The 16,920-nt window shown below is 61.8% G+C and carries 22 protein-coding genes; 13 read left to right on the forward strand and 9 right to left on the reverse strand.

Features of this window, described 5'->3' with window-relative positions:
• Window positions 1-89: 89 nt before the first annotated feature.
• The 7 genes from M8231_RS17115 to M8231_RS16400 all read right to left on the reverse strand — a co-directional run bounded on the left by M8231_RS17115 (window position 90) and on the right by M8231_RS16400 (window position 5,211).
• On the reverse strand, window positions 90-362 hold the full coding sequence (locus M8231_RS17115) for a TonB family protein (protein ID WP_431307113.1): 273 nt from the start codon (window positions 360-362) through the stop codon (window positions 90-92).
• 135 nt (window positions 363-497) lie between these two features.
• Window positions 498-1,208, reverse strand: coding sequence for a hypothetical protein (locus tag M8231_RS16375; protein WP_250201963.1), 711 nt, complete (start codon window positions 1,206-1,208; stop codon window positions 498-500).
• Between the two features lie 333 nt (window positions 1,209-1,541).
• Window positions 1,542-1,868, reverse strand: a complete 327-nt coding sequence (locus M8231_RS16380) for a hypothetical protein (protein WP_249751712.1) — start codon at window positions 1,866-1,868, stop codon at window positions 1,542-1,544.
• Window positions 1,865-2,701, reverse strand: a complete 837-nt coding sequence (locus tag M8231_RS16385) for a TonB family protein (RefSeq protein WP_249751711.1) — start codon at window positions 2,699-2,701, stop codon at window positions 1,865-1,867. Before M8231_RS16385 ends, M8231_RS16380 begins: the two co-directional genes overlap by 4 nt.
• Before the next feature lie 36 nt (window positions 2,702-2,737).
• Entirely contained in the window at window positions 2,738-3,166 is a 429-nt protein-coding gene (locus M8231_RS16390) for a ParB N-terminal domain-containing protein (protein WP_249751710.1), read from the reverse strand.
• Between the two features lie 36 nt (window positions 3,167-3,202).
• Window positions 3,203-3,943 carry a hypothetical protein gene (locus tag M8231_RS16395; protein WP_250201964.1) on the reverse strand — a complete coding sequence of 247 codons (741 nt, stop codon included), beginning with the start codon at window positions 3,941-3,943 and terminating at the stop codon, window positions 3,203-3,205.
• Window positions 3,944-4,021: 78 nt separating this feature from the next.
• Window positions 4,022-5,211, reverse strand: a protein-coding gene (locus M8231_RS16400; RefSeq protein ID WP_250201334.1) for an IS3 family transposase whose coding sequence is annotated in 2 segments (ribosomal slippage) — window positions 4,022-4,959 and window positions 4,959-5,211 — 1,191 coding nt in all. Because the reading frame shifts where the segments join, the coding sequence is not laid out codon by codon here.
• A gap of 359 nt (window positions 5,212-5,570) precedes the next feature.
• Here M8231_RS16400 and M8231_RS16405 point away from each other — a divergent pair.
• Window positions 5,571-5,717 (forward strand): hypothetical protein, encoded by a 147-nt coding sequence (locus M8231_RS16405; RefSeq protein ID WP_249751708.1) that lies wholly within the window; start codon window positions 5,571-5,573, stop codon window positions 5,715-5,717.
• 27 nt (window positions 5,718-5,744) lie between these two features.
• Here the strand turns inward: M8231_RS16405 and M8231_RS16410 are convergent, their stop codons facing one another.
• Together M8231_RS16410 and M8231_RS16415 are read right to left on the reverse strand one after the other, a co-directional pair.
• On the reverse strand, window positions 5,745-5,960 hold the full coding sequence (locus M8231_RS16410; RefSeq protein WP_249751707.1) for a hypothetical protein: 216 nt from the start codon (window positions 5,958-5,960) through the stop codon (window positions 5,745-5,747).
• A 26-nt stretch (window positions 5,961-5,986) separates the two neighbouring features.
• Complete coding sequence (locus tag M8231_RS16415; RefSeq protein WP_249751706.1) at window positions 5,987-6,259, reverse strand: hypothetical protein; 273 nt, start codon at window positions 6,257-6,259, stop codon at window positions 5,987-5,989.
• 270 nt (window positions 6,260-6,529) lie between these two features.
• Here M8231_RS16415 and M8231_RS16420 point away from each other — a divergent pair, with 270 nt between their 5' ends.
• The 12 genes from M8231_RS16420 (at window position 6,530) to M8231_RS16475 (ending at window position 16,757) form a co-directional block, all read left to right on the forward strand.
• Window positions 6,530-6,841, forward strand: a complete 312-nt coding sequence (locus M8231_RS16420) for a hypothetical protein (protein ID WP_250201965.1) — start codon at window positions 6,530-6,532, stop codon at window positions 6,839-6,841.
• The gene (locus M8231_RS16425; RefSeq protein ID WP_249751705.1) at window positions 6,838-7,134 is read left to right on the forward strand and encodes a hypothetical protein; all 297 of its coding nucleotides are present in this window, start codon (window positions 6,838-6,840) and stop codon (window positions 7,132-7,134) included. The genes M8231_RS16420 and M8231_RS16425 overlap by 4 nt, the downstream gene beginning before the upstream one ends.
• Complete coding sequence (locus M8231_RS16430) at window positions 7,131-7,271, forward strand: hypothetical protein (RefSeq protein ID WP_249751704.1); 141 nt, start codon at window positions 7,131-7,133, stop codon at window positions 7,269-7,271. The genes M8231_RS16425 and M8231_RS16430 overlap by 4 nt, the downstream gene beginning before the upstream one ends.
• 306 nt (window positions 7,272-7,577) lie before the next feature.
• Window positions 7,578-8,939: a tyrosine-type recombinase/integrase gene (locus tag M8231_RS16435; protein ID WP_062344913.1), complete on the forward strand. Its 1,362-nt coding sequence runs from the start codon at window positions 7,578-7,580 to the stop codon at window positions 8,937-8,939.
• A 118-nt stretch (window positions 8,940-9,057) separates the two neighbouring features.
• A complete protein-coding gene (locus tag M8231_RS16440) occupies window positions 9,058-9,651 on the forward strand; it encodes a DUF6088 family protein (RefSeq protein WP_024350869.1) in 594 nt (197 codons plus the stop codon).
• Window positions 9,644-10,681, forward strand: coding sequence for a nucleotidyl transferase AbiEii/AbiGii toxin family protein (locus M8231_RS16445; protein WP_062344915.1), 1,038 nt, complete (start codon window positions 9,644-9,646; stop codon window positions 10,679-10,681). Before M8231_RS16440 ends, M8231_RS16445 begins: the two co-directional genes overlap by 8 nt.
• A gap of 91 nt (window positions 10,682-10,772) precedes the next feature.
• On the forward strand, window positions 10,773-11,516 hold the full coding sequence (locus M8231_RS16450; RefSeq protein WP_024350867.1) for an HNH endonuclease: 744 nt from the start codon (window positions 10,773-10,775) through the stop codon (window positions 11,514-11,516).
• The gene (locus M8231_RS16455) at window positions 11,513-11,740 is read left to right on the forward strand and encodes an ABC-three component system middle component 6 (protein WP_024350866.1); all 228 of its coding nucleotides are present in this window, start codon (window positions 11,513-11,515) and stop codon (window positions 11,738-11,740) included. The genes M8231_RS16450 and M8231_RS16455 overlap by 4 nt, the downstream gene beginning before the upstream one ends.
• Complete coding sequence (locus tag M8231_RS16460; protein WP_062344918.1) at window positions 11,737-13,482, forward strand: DUF2326 domain-containing protein; 1,746 nt, start codon at window positions 11,737-11,739, stop codon at window positions 13,480-13,482. Before M8231_RS16455 ends, M8231_RS16460 begins: the two co-directional genes overlap by 4 nt.
• 47 nt (window positions 13,483-13,529) lie before the next feature.
• Entirely contained in the window at window positions 13,530-14,345 is an 816-nt protein-coding gene (locus M8231_RS16465) for a hypothetical protein (protein WP_024350864.1), read from the forward strand.
• Between the two features lie 7 nt (window positions 14,346-14,352).
• Window positions 14,353-15,150 carry a TIGR02391 family protein gene (locus tag M8231_RS16470; RefSeq protein ID WP_024350863.1) on the forward strand — a complete coding sequence of 266 codons (798 nt, stop codon included), beginning with the start codon at window positions 14,353-14,355 and terminating at the stop codon, window positions 15,148-15,150.
• Window positions 15,147-16,757, forward strand: a complete 1,611-nt coding sequence (locus M8231_RS16475; protein ID WP_088582613.1) for a hypothetical protein — start codon at window positions 15,147-15,149, stop codon at window positions 16,755-16,757. Before M8231_RS16470 ends, M8231_RS16475 begins: the two co-directional genes overlap by 4 nt.
• Window positions 16,758-16,920 lie beyond the last annotated feature (163 nt).

Below are 16,920 nucleotides of genomic sequence, written 5' to 3' on the forward strand. Positions count from 1 at the left end.
AAGAGGTATCGGCGACCAGAGAACCGAAGAGACCAACGACAGCGACGCCCAGCGCCACCAGCATCAGTGCGTCGCGTGTCATGCGCCCCTCAGCCGTCCGGTCCGAGCCGAACGGTTGTGCGAAACGTCCCGACTTTTGAACCGGGATCCTTCGGCACCACCCGTCCGCGAGCCACAGCTTCTATAGCCATGCGTCCGTACCCCTGGCCCGGCTCACTCTCTTCCACGACGGTGCAGCCGCTGACCCTCCCGTCTGGCAAGGCAGCGCACTCAACGACCGCGTAACCTGCAGCCGACTGCATCGACGCCGTCGAAGCGCATCCTCCCATGGCGATTAAGCCAGCCAGTACGATCCGCTGCATTGTCCCTCCCCAGAACTAAAGACGGGTGTCAGCGGCGCCTGTGGCACTAATCCCAAGGCGCCTGAAGTCTCCCGCCCATACTCACCGCGATCGAACGGGAGCGCGTGCTTCTCTCAGTAGCCCACCGCTACTCGCTCACCATAGCTTGCCCTGGGCGGCATCGTACATGTCTCGCATCGCGTTGAAGTCAATCTGGTTCTCACGAATCCCCTGCTGGGCTTCACGATGATTATAGGATCCGGAATTGCGGGCTGGGGTTTCAGCCGCTGCGGCTTGGACTCTGCTTCGCATCGTCTCCGAGACCCACCCCGCTCCACTTCGGGTAAAGTCGTTGGTGTGGGTATAGGATCGGACGTCTTGGCCGGCCGCCTGATTTAGTCCCGCCGTGAACGCGCCCAACATCCCCAACAGCCCGGGCTGATCCGCCTGCATCATCTGCGTGGTAAGGGTGTAGCTGCAGCGGAAGGTCCGCCTTGCCCGCGCCGAACAGCTCAGGTCGGTCACCGACTGCCGAAGCTTCATAATGTCGCCGACCATCGGGTGATGGATGGCGAGCTCGCCCGGAGCACCGGTGAGCCGGAACTCCTGATTGTAGCGTGTCGTATATTCGACGCCCAGGTCGCGGATTGCAGCCGCAGTCGGGGCGCCGTTTGCCGATACGAGGGTCGCCGTGGGGGGCGAAACAGAGGCACCCTGGGCCGATGGCGCTGCGGATGCCAAAGCCGCGCGTTCCTTGGCAGCCCGCTCCGCCGCTGCCTGCTCTGCCAGCACCTGAGTATAGGGCCGCCCCTGCATACCAGCTTCCACCTCGCTCCGGGTCGGCAGCGAGGTTGTGGCGACGTGCACTCTAGCGGCTCCGGCAAGGTCGTTGCCGGGCAGCGCGGTCGGAACGGGTGCCGGCTCAGGCCGCCGAACCTGCGCGGCCTCTCCGCGAAGCAGCTCCAAGCGACCGTTTGGCCCCATGCAGTGGAGGCCTCTCTCCATACCGCCCTCGCCTTGGCGCCCAACGAAGACCGATCGGCACTGGGTGTACCCGGGTGGTCCCTCGACCAAATCCCCCGGAGCTTGTGTCAGGACCGCCAAAAGCGCTGCTACAGTAGACATGAGCCCCCTCTTCCCAACCCGAACTTTGATCGATCGAGGTTCTCTCGGCAAATAGATTCGCCGAAACGAGGCGTTTCAGTTCACGGTGTTGGTGGAGTTCGCATTGGTCGCCAGCGCCATGATCGCATTTGCGGAAAAAGCGCCAAGGCTCGCCTCCAGAGCGACCGGGTCAATCTGGGGCAAGGTACGCGCTGCTGCTTCTGCGAATGACGCGTTGAACAGTTCCACGACCTCCAGATCGGTCAGGGCGCCGAAATCTACCCCGCGCTCGCGCATCTTTCGTTCAATCACGGTGCCCGTGGTGCGCAGTACCTCTCCGAGCGGGCCTTGGAGCCGGTCGTAGAACGCCTCCAGATCCTCGACTGTGGGACCGTCATCATCCGCGCGGCTTCTCACCTTCACGGGCGCCCGAGTTCGAAAGGAACAGTCACGGTGAACCGGCTATCGGGCGGCAGTCGGTCAACATACTGCGGAGCGAGCCTCGCCCGGCCGACCACTGCTAGTGCTGCCCGGCCGAATCCTACTCCAGAGGGGTTCTCGCTCAAGACGCGGCAGTTTGTCGAAGAGCCGTTTGCGCGAGCTTCGCAGCTAAGGGTCGCCGAGCCCGTCACATCGCGCTCCCTGGCATGGGCAGGGAAGTCATCGGCAGTCACCTGCGGCCGACGTGCCCATTGGACGCCGTCTTCAGACGTCGTCGGTTCGGGCGGCGTCACCTCTGCGAAAGGGTTCTCAGGGATGTGAGCCAAGCGCTGCCGCTCACGTTCTGCGGCATCGTGTGCCCGGCGGACGGATGTGATGCAGCGGCGGAGTCCGGAGGCAGCGCCAGCGCTGCCGTCCAAGCTCAGGCTGTCAACGAGTTGCTCGCCATTGAAGACCTTGAAACTCCTCGCTGCCGCGAAGTCGTCGACAAACGTGGCCGGCATTCGCATCGTTAAGCCGCGTCGGTAGCCTTCGCTGATATACCCTCGGGCACCTCCGCCCGTGTACGCCTGGTCATCAAGAACGACCTCGACATCTGGGTATCGCTGATCATCAACGGTGGTCCAGTTCGCATTGTTGATCAGCACCGTGCTGGAGCCGTCGAGTTCGAGGGTGACGTACAGCTCGGTCGCCCCGGCGCCCTCGAAGTCGAGGCTTGTTACGCAGCGCTCTTCGAACCGATCTATCGCCCAGTCTCCCGCATCGGGCCAGTCGGCCTGAGCGGCCAGCATCAGCAGCAGAGCAAAGCTCACCATGTCGTCCTCCCCCTCTGTCAGTTCAACAGGCGGTGGTTAGAACGTCAACCTGACGATCGCGCCCGGCTGCCTTCGAAGGCTGATCTCCGCCAGCTTCGCACGCTGTTCTTCGGCTGGGGTGCGGGCCAGTTCGTCCAGCACCACGCCCTTGTCCAGTTCGGTCCCGGCGACCTCGGCTAGGACATCTGGGGCGATCTTCTTGCCGCGCTGTATGTCCCGCTCGACAGCCCTCTTGGACTGTCCAAGGGTCTCAGCGGCGTGCGATGCATACGACCTATCGCCAAGTTGGCGATTGCCGCCACGGCCCGGCTCGGAGACAACGTTCTTGCGGACGAGGATTTCCTCCCGCCGCACATGGTGGTCGGCGCGCTGGGCATCCGTCAGTTCGGCGCGGGCGAAGTTCTCATCGATCTCCCACAGGGCGGCGTCGTCGGCGTCGCCGTCCATGACGATGCAATCGATCATGTCGTCAGTCGCAGGTCGCAGGTCGCAGGTCGCAGGTCAGAACAGCGTCTTGATAGTCCGATCGACGCCCGTAATCAGGTCGTCCACGTCCTCCGCGGTCGGCTCCGAGCCTTTGTTGTGCGTGCACTTCACCCGTAGCTCGTTGAGGTGCTGCAGCCGGCGCCAGTCGGGCGTGCCCAACACCTCTGCGTCCTTGAGCACTTGGATAAAATCACCCAGCGTCGGGCGGGTCTTCACCTTCACATCGTGGCTCGCCACGACCTCTTGTAGGTGCCGTTCCAGCACAATCCCGGCGACCACACCGGCGGGTCGAAGGAAGTTATTTTTCAGCAGCTCCCGGGCGCCAGCCAACTCGCTGTCGAGGATGTCGGCGTGAACGAGCTGTCGAATATCGAACAGAGAAGACTTGAACCGCGCCTGGCACGCTTTCAGGATGGAAATCTGGGCACTGAACCTTGGAACCGCAGCGCTTGGACTAACTATGACGTTGTCATAACCACGGGTAACTTGGAGGCCTTGGTAGAAGTCATCAATCACATAGTTGGCCGCCGTCAACTCCCTGCGAGCAGATTTCGGCTTCTCATAGTGGCTTTTGAAGTCTGCCAGCCTATCGGGCAGCAGTTGCTTTATTACTGCCAGAGCCTCTGAATACCAGGACTGGTAGCCCTCCTTAAAATCTGGTAACGATCCTATGAAGGAGACCGCTTGCTCGCCTAAGGTTTTCTTTAGTTGAGCATCTACCGCTTTACTATCGATAGACCGCTGCATCGCGATCATTAATCTCTCGGCGCGGCTAATCAGCGACTTGAGGTCGGCCTCGTATCGATTGAGGTTCGTTGACGTGACCCCCGTTTCTCATCCAGCCATAACGAGAGTCCTAGGTTGATCTGAGCTGTGATCGGCTGGGTTGGCAAGAGGCCGGTCAGCGCAGCCTCCAACCAGCGCAGCAGGCCGGCCGATGTGTCCGGTGAGCGCTTCTGCATAAGCCTGCGGCGTCAGCCACCCGAGCTTCGAGTGCGGACGCTGCTCGTTGTAATCGCGTCGCCACGCCTCCAGCACGGCGCGAGCGTGCGGCAGCGAGCGGAACAGCGTCTCGTTCAGCAGCTCGTCACGCAGCCGCCCGTTGAAGCTTTCGTTGAAGCCGTTCTGCTGGGGCTTGCCCGGCGCGATGTAGTGCCAGCCGACGCCGGTGTCGTCGGCCCAGGCCAGGACCGCGTTCGAGGTGTACTCCGTGCCGTTGTCGCTGACGATGGTGTCGGGCCGCCCTCGCTGCCGGATGACGGCGTCCAACTCCCGCACGACCCGCGCGCCCGACAGCGAGGTGTCGGCCACCAGCGCCAGGCACTCGCGCGTGCAGTTATCGATCACCGTCAGGATGCGGAAGCGCCGCCCGTCCGTCATCTGGTCTGCGACGAAGTCCAGCGACCAGCGCTGGTTGGGCGCCAGCGGCAGGTCCAGCGGTCGCCGCGGGCCCATCGCTCGCTTCCGGCCGCCGCGCCGGCGCACCGTCAGTTGCTCCTCGCGATAGATCCGCTGGACCCGCTTCCTGTTGACCGCATGGCCCTCGCGCCGCAGCAGCACGTGCAGGCGACGATAGCCGAACCGTCGACGGTCCTGGGCCAGGGCCTTCAGCCGGTCGCGCAGAGCGCCGTCGTCCGGGCGCGTCGCCTGATAGCGCACGCTCGTCCGATCGACGCCCAGCACACGGCACGCCCGCCTTTCGCTCATCTCGTAGGCGGCCTGCAGATGGCCAGCCGCCTCGCGATAGCCGGCGGGCGTCACCACTTTTTTCCCAGCAGGTCCTTCAGGGCCACGTTGTCCAGCATCGCGTCCGCCAGCATCCGCTTCAGCCGGGCGTTCTCATCCTCGAGCGCCTTGAGCCGCCGAGCCTCCGACACGTTGAGCCCGCCAAACTTGGCCTTCCATTTGTAAAAGGTCGCCGAGCTGACCCCGTGGCGTCGGCACACCTCCGCCGTCGCTACACCGGCCTCCTGCTCCCACAGGATCCCGATGATCTGCTCTTCCGTGAACCTCGATCGCTTCATTCTGTCCGTCCTTCGTTGGGCGGACTCTAGCTATTCCTGGAGGAGTTTCAGGGGGTCACGTCATCGTCACCACGGAAACACCCTTCAAGCAGAAGCCGAATCGCTGCCGGACGGCTTCAGGGTACCATCGTTCTGGGAATCCTTGCCTTGCCGCAAGGTCTATTCGATGCGGCCCAATCGCGCGCCGGTGGCGAATGCCTCGGGATGGCGGGAACATGCTGCCCGACGAGGGCTGACGCCACACCCATCGTCACCGGGCAGATGTTCACGCTGGTGGGGCCGATGGGCGCTACAACTACATCGCCACCGAGCCCGTCACGGCGGACGGGAACGGGAAGGCCACGCTACGGTTCGCGCCCATGCTGCGCCGCCCGCCTGCCGATGGCGACCAGGTCCTGATCGCTGCCCCGGAGATCGAGGGCTTCGCCACGCCGGCGGGCTCGGGATGGTCCATGGACACCGCCCGCCATGTCGGCCTGGCCTTCACCGTGGAGGAGCGGAACTGAGGGTGTGCGCAAAAGTGCGCAGACCCCTCAGCCAAGATTGCGCGGTGCGAAATCAAGGTGCTTGGATACCAGCTCAACGCTGAGGATCGCATCGGCGGCCGATGCCTGATCGGGGTCCTTCTTGTACACAAAGGCGCGCTCGATCACGGTGTAGGGTCCGTGCTTCCCGTACCAGAAGGTGTCCCCCTTCACCGGTAGCTCGTGGACTGTCTCAAACTCCCCGATGAACTCATGGCCGGTCAAGTGATTGCCTGAGACTACGCGAACGATCACTGAAACGCCCCCGCGCCTTTGAACGACGCCACCGCATCGCCTGGGCGCCATTGGGTGATAATCACAGGTCCGACCTTGCCGTCGTCCAGCGTCAGCATCACGCGCTGCGCATCGAAAGCCTCGCGCCAGACGTGCCAGTGATCGGCCTCTAGCCCTCCATCGCTGTCGAGAAGTTGGCCGCTCCGATAGACTTGGAGCATGTAGCGGACGGGGTGATCCTGATCGCTGAAGGTGATCCGGCCGTGACCCTTATAGGCGCCCTCACGCATTCAGCTTCTCCTCCATGATCGCCCGAATCGCAGCGGGACGCGTCAAGGTAGCATCGTTCTCGGAAATCCACCGGTCGAGGGCTGCGAGCATCTCTGGAGGAAGCCGGAGACCTATCTGGGTCGCATCGACGCGAGGTCGCCCGCGAGATTTTCTCGTATCAGGTATTGCGTCGTTCATAATTAACCGATACGAGAAAAGGCAGGCCGGAGCAAGGGTGCAACCTCGCTCACGGCCCTAACCGCAACCTCGACCGTAGGAGGATCGAGATCATGGCTTCGCACGCCAATAGCATAGCTGCGCCCCGCAGTTCACCCCCCTCGCTCGGGGACCTTCGCGACCTGTTCTGCTTCGCTGACTCAGCTCGGCTGATAATCCAGAGCACCGCGTCGGATGACGCCCTAGACGCAATCTGCGACCAACTCCTGCACCGTCTGATCCGTGAGCCGGTCGGCAGCGTTCGCGATTTGCTCGTGAAGCTCTGGCTGCTGGAAACGGCCGGCGAGCGGGATTGGGATTACGAGTATTGTTCGCGGCATGTCCTGGGCCAAGTCGCGGCCTACGTGCGGAGGCGGTGGAAATGACCGCCGCCGCCTTCCACCTGATCGAGCATCCAGCCGCCTCTCGCCATCGCCTGAGGCAGCGCCTGGCCAAACTGATAGATCGCCTCATCGTCACGCTCGATGAACTTGATAGCGACCCGGATCTTGAGGACGGCGCGGACAACGAGCCCAGCCTTTCGTTCACCGGCTACGTCAACCAGGACGTGGCGATCCGCACTGAACCGACCGGCGGCCTTGAGTGGCTGGACCTTGAAGATGCATGCGAGGACGAAGGCGCCGAGCACGACGGACGCGAGCCGGAGGGCTTCGAATGATCCCCGACAAGCTGACGCCGGAGCAGGAAGCGGCGCTCGATGAGCTGTTCCACCAGTGCGACCTCATCAGCGTCCGGCCGCTGCCGTGTGAGATCGACTGGGTTCTTGCAGCGGTGTCCAATCGTGCACCGTCTTGATCGCACGGTGCCGGTGGTGACCATGTGATGACCAGATCGGCGGCGGGGCTCGCAGATAAAGGCCTAACCCTTTGGAAAGAATGGCGCACCCGAGAGGATTCGAACCTCTGACCCCTGCCTTCGGAGGGAATATGGCTAGCTCCGCCAAAAAGCGCAAGGAGCCGCCAATGCCCGCCTATCTCTCTGTAAACGCTAAACAATTTGAATTCCTTCTCCGCCGAAGCTACTCTTCTCCCCGCCACAGTTTTCGCCCGCGTGCTTACGTGGTGCTTACGCGAGAGGAAACGGTAGGGTCGGAGGAAGCCCATGCCTAAGCTCACTAAACGGGTCGTCGACGCCGCAGACAGTCGCGAAAAAGATTACGTCATTTGGGACGACGAGCTGCCCGGTTTCGGCCTCAGAGTGTTCGCCTCCGGCAAGCGCAGCTACGTCATTCAGTATCGGCTCGGTAAGCGATCGAGACGCTTTACGATTGGCCTGCACGGCGTCTGGACTCCCGAGCGGGCCCGCCAGGAAGCGAAGGTGCAACTGGGGCGTATCGCTAAAGGCGAAGACCCTGCAGAAGAGAAGCAGCTCGACAATAGGGCGATCACGGTCAAAGAGCTGTGCGACCTCTACCTCGCCGACCTGAACGCCGGCCTCATTCTCGGAAAAGGCGGGCGCCCCAAGAAGCCAGGCACGATCGCCTCGGACATTGGCCGAATCCACCGGCACATCGTCCCCTTGCTCGGTTCCCGACGGGTGAAGGATCTGACCAAGGCCGAAGTCAACAAGGCCATGAAGGACATCATGGCGGGCAAGACGCGCCTCGTTGCCAAGACGAAGAAGCTGCGAGGAAAATCGATCGTCAAGGGCGGAGCCGGGACGGCTACCCGTACGATCGGCCTGTTCGGCGGAATTCTCACCTACGCCGTGGATGCTGGCATTATCGAAGTGAACCCTGCCCACGGTGTGCGGCGACCGAAGGACAGCGTCCGCGCTCGGAGGCTCAGCGAGGCCGAATATCGCGTGCTTGGCCAGTTGCTCGCTAAAGCGGCCGAGAACGAGAAATATGAGGTTTCGGTCGAATTGATCCGCCAGCTTGCGCTGACCGGCTGCCGCCGAACCGAAATGGTCACTCTGACTTGGGCAGAAGCTGATACCGATTCAAGCTGCTTGCGACTGACGGACAGCAAAGAGGGAAGGTCGATCCGCCCAATCGGCCTGCCCGCCGTGGAATATCTTGAGAAGCGCCGGAAAGTGAGAGCAGGCACCTACGTCTTCCCGGGACAAGGAGATGATAACGCTTTCGGAAGCTTGCCGAACCATTGGGAGCAGATATTCGACGATACGCCGCTCGCCGACATCACGCCTCATGTCCTGCGACATAGCTTCGCCAGCATCGCAAATGATCTTGGTTTCACGGAGGTCACCATCGCTGCTTTGGTTGGTCATTCGAAGGGCTCCGTCACCAGCAACTACATTCACACGCTCGACACGGCACTGATCATGGCCGCCGATACCATCTCCGGCTACATCCAGGGCCTCCTGGACGGCATTGAATTCAAGCAGACGGCCTATGCCGTGGATCGGGATTCTCGCCGCGCAGCACTCGCTCGCTTCTTGCAACAGGCTGCTGCACCGGACGCCGCCGGCGCGGCAAATGACGAGCAACGCGCCGCGGCATAATGCGTAGCAAGTGGCGGTCGTACTCTAGAACGGGGAATGCCGCCCCTTGCATGTCAGAAAAACCTGCCTTATTTTCTGACACATGAAAACGGTAAACGCCTCAGTCCCCGACCGGGTCATGAAACGCGTCCGCGCTAGCGGACGTGGCAGCGTTTTCACGCCTAGCGACTTCCTCACAGTTGCCGCCCGCTCCTCTGTCGATCAGGCACTTTCTCGATTGGTGAAGGGCGGACAGCTCCGGCGGCTTGCACGTGGGCTCTACGACTTTCCCAAGCTGCACCCGAAACTTGGGGCGTTGTCACCCGCGCCGGACGATGTCGCCCACGCTCTTGCGCGGGAGACCGGCTCGCAGGTGCAGATCGCCGGAGCGCGCGCAGCGAACGCGCTCGGCCTTTCGACCCAGGTTCCGGCACAAAGCACTTATCTGACCGACGGCCCGTCGCGGCGCGTCGTGCTGGGAAAGCGCATCGTCGACCTTCGCCACGCCTCGCCCAAGCATCTGATCGCACCGGGCAGCCCCGCCGGGACGGTGGTTCAGGCGCTTCGTCATGTCGGCCCCGTTCGGGCGGCTGACGTCGCGCAGGTCGCGGCGCACCGGCTTTCGGCCAACGACAAGAAGACGTTGGCCTCAACCGCCCTTCAAGCGCCCGCCTGGATGCGGCCCACGCTCGTCTCGATTGCCCACGCAGCGGTGGCCGATATCGATGGATGATGTCGCTCGCCTTCCCACCGACGATCGCGCAGCTCTCTTCGGGGAGACCGGCGCCCGGCGGGGCGTCGCCAATACGATCATCGAAAAGGACTTCTGGGTATGTTGGAGCCTGAAGCGCCTGTTCGGTCTACCGAAGGGCACCACTGCAACCCTCGTTTTTAAGGGCGGCACGTCGCTCTCCAAGGCATTCAACGGTATTCGCCGGTTCTCCGAGGACATCGACTTGTCGTTCGACCGTGCCGAACTCGGATACACCGGCGAGCGCGACCCCGATAAGGAGGGGATCAGCAAGAAGCAGGCGGGTCGGCTGATCGACGACCTGGTCAGCGATGTCGAGCAGCACATCGCCGAGAAACTTCTCCCAGCGCTTCGCGCCGCGATCGTCGGCCAACTCGGCGAGCCGACCGAAAGCGAGTGGTCGCTAGAGATAGACGCCGGTGACGCGCAGACCGTCAACTTCCACTATCCGACCGCGCTCCCTGCCGCCGAATACGAAGGCATGGCCTACATCACGCCGCGCGTAAAATTCGAGCTCGGCGCGCGCGGCGATCCCTGGCCGACCGAGGAAAAAGTCATACGCCCCTACGCGGCCGACGACTATCCGGACTTCTTCACCGATGCCGACACCAGCGTAACGGTGCTGTCAGCGCGGCGGACTTTCTGGGAAAAGGCAACCGCTCTCCATGCGGAAGCGCATCGCCCCGCCGCGTCACCGACGCCGCAGTATTTCTCTCGGCACTACTACGACCTCGCCATGCTCCTCGACACGGATGAGGGCCAAGCCGCCGTTGCCGACTTCAATCTACTGGCGCAGGTCGCGCATCACAAAACCACCTTCTTTCGTTCGAACTGGGCCAACTACGATAAGGCTCGGCCAGGCACACTCCGGCTGACGCCGACCGACGCGCGCGTGAAAGACCTGAAAGCAGATTATCGGGCGATGGCGCCGATGATGTTTGACCAAACACCGCCGTCATTTGACGATATACTAGAAAAAATTGCTGCACTCCAAGACGTCATTAACAGCTAAGTAGGCACTCGCCCCGGGGGAATGCTCATCAACGCCCTTCGATCCTTTGACCGAGACCATGGCAACGTTCGCGCGCGGACAGGCGTAGGCTATGAGCGCTAGTTACCCGACCAGAATTATTCTGGCCTTTCGGAGCGGCGGAGTGTGCGCATTTCCGAATTGCGGCAAGCACCTCACCTACGACGCCCAGGTGGGAGACGATACCTATGTCGGCGAGGCCGCGCACATCCGTGGTGAGAAGCCGACCGCTGCCCGTTATGACGCGTCGATGACCGATGACGAGCGCGATAACGTCCGGAACCTCATCTATCTATGCACCGATCACCACACGATCATCGACAAGGTCGAGGCCGATTGGCCGACCGCGACCCTTCTGCAACTGAAGGAGAGCCACGAAAAGCAGGTCCGGCAAGCCATGGAAGAGGCCTTTGCTGACGTCGCCTTCCCCGAATTGCAGAACGCCGTCTCTTGGGTTGCGAGCCAAGCGCCGGCCCCAAATGGCTCTTTCGATCTCCTCGCTCCGGAGGAGAAGATCAAAAAGAACGCGCTCTCGAATGGATCTCGTCACATCATCGCCGCGGGACTGACCTCGCGCGCCACCGTTGCCGAGTATGTTGAAGCGGAAGCTCAACTCGATCCTGACTTTCCTGAGCGGCTGAAGGCCGGCTTCCTTGAAGAATATTATGCTCGCCGGAAAGAGGGCCATAAGGGCGACGAGCTTTTCGAGTTGATGTGCGCCTTTGCCCAGCGCGGTCTGCGACGACAAGCCGATAAGACCGCAGGCATCGCTGTTCTCATCTATCTCTTCGAAATCTGCGACGTGTTTGAGAAATGATTCTTCCGACCAAACATATCCCGCAGAACGAGGCGCTGATCGGCGTCGGCGCCACGCTGCTCGCGCATCTCAGCATGCCCATGACCGTTTCGGGCCTGTGGGAGCGTCTGCGCACGGAACCGAACGTCGGGAACTTCGAGCGGTTCGTGCTGGCATCGAACCTCCTCTATCTGATCGGTGCGATCGAGATCCGGGACGGCCTTATCGTCAGGACCGCCTCATGATCAGAGCCGTTCGCGCCAACCAGAAAGGCTTTCACACCGCGTTCCTTCAGCCGGGTGTCAATCTTATCCTGGCCGACCGATCCACCTCGGCCGGTGATAAGGACACGACGAACGCTCTCGGCAAATCGACGCTCATCGAGATCATCGATTTCTGCCTCGCCAGCAATACCTCACCCGGAAAAGGGCTTCGCATCGAGGCTTTGCAGGGTTGGGCGTTCACGCTGGAACTCTCCCTGTCCGGCCGCGATGTCGCCGTGACGCGAGCGACCGATACACCCGGATTCTTCGCCATCGAAGGAGCCACCGACGACTGGCCTGTCCGGCCAACGCCGAACAAGGAAGGCGTTCCGGGTCTCGACGCTAAGAAATGGCGAGCCGTTCTTGCCTGGGCCCTATTCGGTATTAGCGATCTGTCGGCGGAATCCGGATACAAGCCCTCGGCGCGGTCGCTGCTTTCCTACTTCGTGCGCAACCAGACAGCCGCCTACAACATCCCCTTCAAGCATTTCGACAATCAGAAGACTTGGGACATTCAGGTCCACAATGCTTTCCTTCTCGGCCTGAATTGGGAGAAGGCCGCGACTTGGCAGCAGCTCAAAGATCAAAAGAACGCGCTCGATGCGCTCAAACAGGCGATCAAGACCGGAGCCGTCGACGGCGAACTGGCCTCGCTCGGTGAGCTCGAAGCCGAGCGCCTGCGCCTTTCAACCCAGCTTGAGCGTGAACGCGAGGCGCTGTCGAATTTTCGCGTTCTTCCGCAGTACCGTGAAATCGAGACTCAGGCGAACCTTCTGACCAGCGAAATCCATGGCCTGGTCAACGCCAATATCGTGGATAAGCGCCGGCTCGATCGCTACCGTGACTCGTTGGTGAGCGAAGACGCTCCGACCGAGGACCGTCTGGAAGCCCTTTACGGCGAAGCGGGCATCGCCCTACCTGGCGCCGTCAAGAAGACGCTGGCGGATGCGCGGGCATTCAACGCCCAGATCATCGCCAATCGCCGTGAGTTCATCGCCGGCGAGATTGCCGCGCTGGAAGCTGCCGTCAGCGAGCGTGAGACCGATATCGCGAACCTGACGGATCGCCGTGCCAACTACCTCAGCGCGCTTGCGGGACAAGGCGCGCTGGAGGAACTGACGCAGTTACAGGAGTTGCATGCAGCCACCCGGCTGAAGGTCGACGAATTGACCAACAGGATCACTCAGCTTCGTCAGATGACCACCAAGGCGGACACGATCAAGGTCGAGACCGTCGAGCTGAAACGCGCGACAACCCTCGACTATGAAGAGCGGCGTGCGCTGTGGTCCCGGGCGCTCAGCCTCTTCTCGGAATTCTCGGAGAGCCTCTACAAGTCGCCCGGCCGCCTGGTCATCGATATCGACGACACGGGCTACAAATTCGACGTCGAGATCGCGGGCAGCCCAAGCGAGGGCATTAGCAAGATGAAAATCTTCTGCTACGATCTCATGCTGATCTCGTTCGCGCGCCAGCGTGGTCTCGGGATCGACTTCCTGATCCACGACAGCACAATTTTCGACGGTGTTGACCCGCGGCAGCGCGCCCATGCTTTGGAACTTGCCGCCGCAATGGCTGCAAAACACGGCTTCCAGTACATCTGCACACTCAACACCGACATGGTTCCTGTGGGCGACTTTACGTCAGGCTTTGACTACGAGAGCCTCGTCCGCCTCCGGCTCACCGATACTGATCCGACCGGAAGCCTCCTTGGGTTCCGTTATTGAGCGAGGGGCGACATGCAGCACGATCGTGCCCATAGGGCGTCCCCAGCATGAGATCTGTGCCGTTCACCCGACCCACGCTGATCGCCGCCGTTGAGTTGCTGGAGCAACACAGCCAGGCACGGTTCAACCAGATGGTCCTCCGCCTCGGCCTGGAGGACGAGATTTCCACCAGCACCTCCCTCAGCGTCGCCAACAAGTGCGCCTTGCTAGGCCGGATCGTTGTGCAACGAGCCGAGGCCGTGCTCGACACGCTCGAAGGTAGCATGACCCTTGGCGAGGCGGTAATCCGGCAAGCCGCGCAGCTAGCGCAACAACACGCTACGCACGCTCTGCAAACGGCCTTCGCACGTGGCCTTGCGCGTGATGGATATGTTTTGACGTGGGACGACTACGGGCCGAACGCGTCCATCCGCGCGGCGCTGCCCGGCGACATCCACCTCCCCCAAACGGACGACGAGGTGCATCAGCTTCTCAAGTCATTCGGCTTCACAACTCCTCTCGGTCATCTCGAACAGGCGATCGAAGCGCATACCCGCGGCGATTGGGCGGCTTGCAACAGCCAGCTCCGGACCTTCCTGGAAAGTCTGTTCGACGACATCGCGCGCAACGTGCGACCACAGGAAGCGGGTCAACGGCCCAGCTCAGAAAACCGGCGCGCTTTGCTCGCTGAGATTGGCTTCCTTGCCACGGATCGCAACGAGTGGACCCAAGACGGCAAGAACTACGTCAACGGCCTCTTCAAAATGCTCCACACGGAGGGTTCGCATCCGGGCCTCTCGGATGAAGACCACAGCACCTTCCGCCTGCATGTCGTTCTTGTCACCGCCAGGACCTTCCTGCGGCGACTCGCCTATGGTCAGTGAGCCCGATATGGCGTTCTTTTCACAAGATCAGTTGGAAGCGATCGCCGGCGCGCTTGGCGACACTGCAGAAGGCCTGACCGGGCCGGAGATCGAGCACCTGCTTGGGTCGTGCAAGATTGCCGATCCGGGACCTATGACGAAGCGCGTCCGTATCTATAACGCCTTCGCAGGATGCCAGAATACCAAACGCAACCGCACCAATATCCTTGAGTTCATCCGGCTCGCCATGAAGCCGGCGCGTTACAGCCGCGAGCCGCACCGCTATGAGCCTATGCGGGCTCGCCTAAACCTAGCGTTGGCATTCGCAGGACTTGTGGTCGATGAGTCCGGCGAGCTGAAATCGGCGGATGTCGCCCAGACCCTACCTGAGGCTCAGCGGCGCGCGCGCGACTTGCGAGCAGACCTTGAAGGTCGCGGTGTGCACCCGGACGTCCTGAAATTCTGCCGCGCCGAGCTTCTCGCCGACAATTACTTTCATGCGGTGCAAGAAGCGGTCAAAAGCGTCGCTGATAAGATGCGATCGCGGACAGGGCTCTCCGATGACGGCGCTACGCTCGTCGATCGGACACTTGCCGGGAGTCCGCCGATGCTTGCGATCAACCCGCTATCCACCGCAAGCGAGCGGAGTGAGCAAAGCGGGTTCGCAAATCTGGTCCGTGGCACCTTCGGCATGTTCCGCAACCCCACTGCACATGAGGCGCGCATCCATTGGGCTATGTCCAAAGAAGATGCCGAAGACCTGCTCACCATCGTGTCGCTCATCCACCGCCGGCTCGATGCCGCCCATATGCCGGCGCGCACATGACCACGAAGGGCGCCGACGGCGGACAAGACGATGACCCCGAGCTGGAATCCGATCGGATCGGCCGCATCGGCGAGCGCCATTTTGAGCTGCTCTGCGAACGCGCCGGGCTCTTCTGCAACAAGAGTACCGTCGACATTATGGGCTGGGACTTCATCGTGGAGTTCCCAATGGGATCAGGCGGACAATCGTCGCTACCGCTCGATCGGCGCCAGACCAATGCCGCCCGGGTCCAACTGAAGTCGACGCTCGGCCGCACCGGAAACCGCATCCGACTCAGCCTGTCCGCCATTGATCGCCTCGCCAAGGATCCTCGGCCGGCGCTGGTCATCGTCTTCCGAATGCGGGCCGATGGTGAAATCCAGTCGGCTTACCTCGTCCATCTCATCGGCAACGAACTCGCCCGGGTGCTCAAGCGATTGCGATTGGCGGAGGCTCGAAAAGCGCACGACATCAATCATGTCGACATCAGCTATGACTATGAGAAAGTCGGACAGCGTTTCGAGCCGACCGCCGCCGGCCTCTCGTCGGCCTTATCGGCCGCCTGCGGACAAGATCCAGGCGCCTATACCGCGAAGAAGCAGCGTCAGCTCGATGAACTCGGCTATGAGAACGGCCAGTTCGAAGCCGAGGCGCTACTCCAGATCGAGGGGCCGGAGCATTTCGCCAACCTGCTGCTCGGTCTTGCGCCCCTAAAACCGCACCGCTTGCGTGTCTACGATAGCCGCTTCGGCATCCGCCTTCCGTATCAAGGCACGCTATTTGACGACATCGAGGAACTTCGACTGACGCCGCCGTCGCTCGGATCATGCGAGATCGCGATCCGAGGCCCCGGGTTCGCGCAGGCGGCGCGGTTCGATGGCGAGATGTTCATCGGTCCGCCGATCCTCGAACCGCATGGACCCGAACTGCTCGTCCGCAGCCGGGACTTCATCATTCGGCTCACCCCTCCCGCGCTCAGGTTCGAAAGCGTCGGCTCAATCGACGATTTGGAATACACGCTCGAAGAGTGGGCGGAACTACTGCGCGGCCTGACGCTCATGGCATCCGAGCGATCGACGCTAACCATTTCTGGGAACAGCCGGATCCCCCCGATTACCTTCCCAGTCAATGAACCGCTCACAGGCCCATATCTCGACGAGGTGCCACTCATCTCGACCTTCGTGGATGGTTGGCTGCGCTTGCTAACCAACGCCGGCCTGCGCTCGACCGAGCGCTTCAAATTCGATGCATTCTGGGCGGCCAATGACGCACGTATGGTTGTGGACATCCTGCTCAATCCTCGCCCGGACGCGCGATTCGAGTTCCAAAGCCTCGACGTCGAGGAGAGTGGGCCCCCACCCGCAGGCCTCTACTTCAACAGCATGTCATTCGCCGGTACGAGCATCAGCTTCAGCGCCAAGGTCTTCTTCGAGGAGACCGACGACGTCGAATGGCGGTATCGCTCAACGCGGTTTGAAGCTTTCGATGTTCGCCCGGTCGTCGACGACCTCGAGGAATATGGGCTCGATCAGGCTGCCGCCGCCGACCTAAAGCTCATCATCGACCCGCGCAACATCACCATGACGCCGCGTGCCGACGCTAACGGCGCCTTGCCCAAACAAGGCTGAACGGCCGCTATCAACAGCTTGAGGCGCGTGCGCCGCTGGTCCTTTGACGGCGCAGAATCGACCTTGACTCTCGCAGCTGAAATCTAGAACAAATAGGGAACATGATGACGAACCCCTATCCGGAGGTAAACTGGGAGCGTGCGGCCCGAGCCCGCCATAGAGT

The organism is Brevundimonas albigilva (assembly GCF_023573565.1).
GTDB lineage: Bacteria > Pseudomonadota > Alphaproteobacteria > Caulobacterales > Caulobacteraceae > Brevundimonas > Brevundimonas albigilva.

Coding starts and splice junctions, on each gene's coding strand:
- M8231_RS16445 (WP_062344915.1), top strand. CDS start 9,644: ATGGATGATGTCGCTCGCCTTCCCACCGACGATCGCGCAGCTCTCTTC.
- M8231_RS16460 (WP_062344918.1), top strand. CDS start 11,737: ATGATCAGAGCCGTTCGCGCCAACCAGAAAGGCTTTCACACCGCGTTC.
- M8231_RS16390 (WP_249751710.1), bottom strand. CDS start 3,166: ATGATCGATTGCATCGTCATGGACGGCGACGCCGACGACGCCGCCCTG.
- M8231_RS16440 (WP_024350869.1), top strand. CDS start 9,058: ATGAAACGCGTCCGCGCTAGCGGACGTGGCAGCGTTTTCACGCCTAGC.
- M8231_RS16415 (WP_249751706.1), bottom strand. CDS start 6,259: ATGCGTGAGGGCGCCTATAAGGGTCACGGCCGGATCACCTTCAGCGAT.
- M8231_RS16435 (WP_062344913.1), top strand. CDS start 7,578: ATGCCTAAGCTCACTAAACGGGTCGTCGACGCCGCAGACAGTCGCGAA.
- M8231_RS16450 (WP_024350867.1), top strand. CDS start 10,773: ATGAGCGCTAGTTACCCGACCAGAATTATTCTGGCCTTTCGGAGCGGC.
- M8231_RS16475 (WP_088582613.1), top strand. CDS start 15,147: ATGACCACGAAGGGCGCCGACGGCGGACAAGACGATGACCCCGAGCTG.
- M8231_RS16430 (WP_249751704.1), top strand. CDS start 7,131: ATGATCCCCGACAAGCTGACGCCGGAGCAGGAAGCGGCGCTCGATGAG.
- M8231_RS16455 (WP_024350866.1), top strand. CDS start 11,513: ATGATTCTTCCGACCAAACATATCCCGCAGAACGAGGCGCTGATCGGC.
- M8231_RS16405 (WP_249751708.1), top strand. CDS start 5,571: ATGCTGCGCCGCCCGCCTGCCGATGGCGACCAGGTCCTGATCGCTGCC.
- M8231_RS16470 (WP_024350863.1), top strand. CDS start 14,353: ATGGCGTTCTTTTCACAAGATCAGTTGGAAGCGATCGCCGGCGCGCTT.
- M8231_RS16395 (WP_250201964.1), bottom strand. CDS start 3,943: ATGATCGCGATGCAGCGGTCTATCGATAGTAAAGCGGTAGATGCTCAA.
- M8231_RS16420 (WP_250201965.1), top strand. CDS start 6,530: ATGGCTTCGCACGCCAATAGCATAGCTGCGCCCCGCAGTTCACCCCCC.
- M8231_RS17115 (WP_431307113.1), bottom strand. CDS start 362: ATGCAGCGGATCGTACTGGCTGGCTTAATCGCCATGGGAGGATGCGCT.
- M8231_RS16385 (WP_249751711.1), bottom strand. CDS start 2,701: ATGGTGAGCTTTGCTCTGCTGCTGATGCTGGCCGCTCAGGCCGACTGG.
- M8231_RS16425 (WP_249751705.1), top strand. CDS start 6,838: ATGACCGCCGCCGCCTTCCACCTGATCGAGCATCCAGCCGCCTCTCGC.
- M8231_RS16465 (WP_024350864.1), top strand. CDS start 13,530: ATGAGATCTGTGCCGTTCACCCGACCCACGCTGATCGCCGCCGTTGAG.